The organism is Methanocalculus sp., assembly GCF_029762515.1.
In the GTDB taxonomy this organism is placed as follows: domain Archaea; phylum Halobacteriota; class Methanomicrobia; order Methanomicrobiales; family Methanocorpusculaceae; genus Methanocalculus.
In genome coordinates this window covers 1-1,288 of sequence record NZ_JARVGN010000528.1, presented here as the reverse complement: position 1 = coordinate 1,288, position 1,288 = coordinate 1, and the positions used below count along the sequence as shown (strand labels likewise).

Annotated in this window: 2 protein-coding genes; both read left to right on the top strand. The window is 55.7% G+C overall.

The window, feature by feature from the left end:
- On the top strand, positions 1-472 hold a 472-nt coding region (locus tag QCH34_RS12855), incomplete at its 5' end, for a proton-conducting transporter membrane subunit (protein WP_300334716.1).
- 1 nt (position 473) lies between these two features.
- Positions 474-1,288, top strand: an 815-nt coding sequence (locus QCH34_RS12850; protein WP_300334715.1) for a proton-conducting transporter membrane subunit, incomplete at its 3' end; no start/stop codon positions are given.

Genomic DNA, 1,288 nt, shown 5'->3' with positions numbered 1-1,288 from the left:
GATGAAAGGCTGCCTCTTCATGGTGGCAGGGATGATCATCTACCGGATGGGTACTTCCCGCTTAAGCGACATGAAAGGGCTCTCAAAGACGATGCCGATATCCTGTGCCGCCTTTGCACTTGCCGGAGCATCGATGATCGGGATTCCCCCGACGATCGGGTTCATGAGCAAATATTACCTGGTGCTCGGGGCATTTGAAGCCGGGCTCTGGCCATATGCGGTGGTGCTCCTGATCGGATCCCTTCTTGCCGCCATCTATATCTGGCGTTTCATCGAGATCGCCTACTTCGGCGATCCGCATGGAGGGCATGACGAGGATCATGCCACTCAAACGGCAGAACGCGAAGGCCCTCTCTCGATGCTCGCCCCGATGGTCGGCCTTGCACTCCTCTGTCTCATATTTGGCATCTTCGTCGAGGTGCTGATGAAGGCAGTCGCCCCTGCTGCACTCATGCTCCTTGGAGGTGCCTGAGATGGCGGATATCGAATGGGTACTCCCTGCTGTTGTGATCGCAATCCCGCTCCTCGCATCGGTTCTGATACTGGCAACAGGGCGATATGAGAATCTCCGCGAAGGTGTCACGATCACAGCGGCATCTGCCATGCTCGGCTCAGTCCTCCTGATGCTCCCCGGCGTGCTTGCCGGAAACCGGTTTACGTTCACGCTCCTTCCGATGGTGCCGGGCGGTGACTTTGCCCTGAAGGTGGATGCATTCGGGATGGTCTTTGCGCTTGTTGCAGCGTCTCTCTTCCTCCTGAATTCATTTTATGCAATCGGGTACATGCGATCCTTAAAAGAGCATGCCCAGACGAGGTTCTTCTTCTGCCTCGCTGTTGCAATAGCCGCTGCAATCGGGATCGCATTCTCGGCAAATCTCCTGACACTCTTCATATTCTATGAGATCCTGACGATCATCACCTATCCGCTTGTTGTCCATGTCGAGACCCCGGAGGCGATGAAAGCTGGAAGAAAATACCTCGCCTATCTCTTAATCGGGGGTATCTTCCTCCTTGCCGCGGTCATCCTGACCTATATCCTCACCGGAACAACCGACTTTGTGGCAGGAGGATTCCTTGCAGGTTCGGGCTCAGATCTGACGCTTTGGATACTCTTTATTTTATTCCTGGTCGGTTTTGTGAAGGCGGCATGGATGCCGATCCACGGGTGGCTCCCCGCGGCAATGGTTGCCCCGACGCCGGTCTCGGCGTTCCTTCACGCAGTTGCGGTTGTTACCGCCGGTGTCTTTGGGATTGTCAGGATTGCCGGGTGGGTCTTTGGGATGGATCT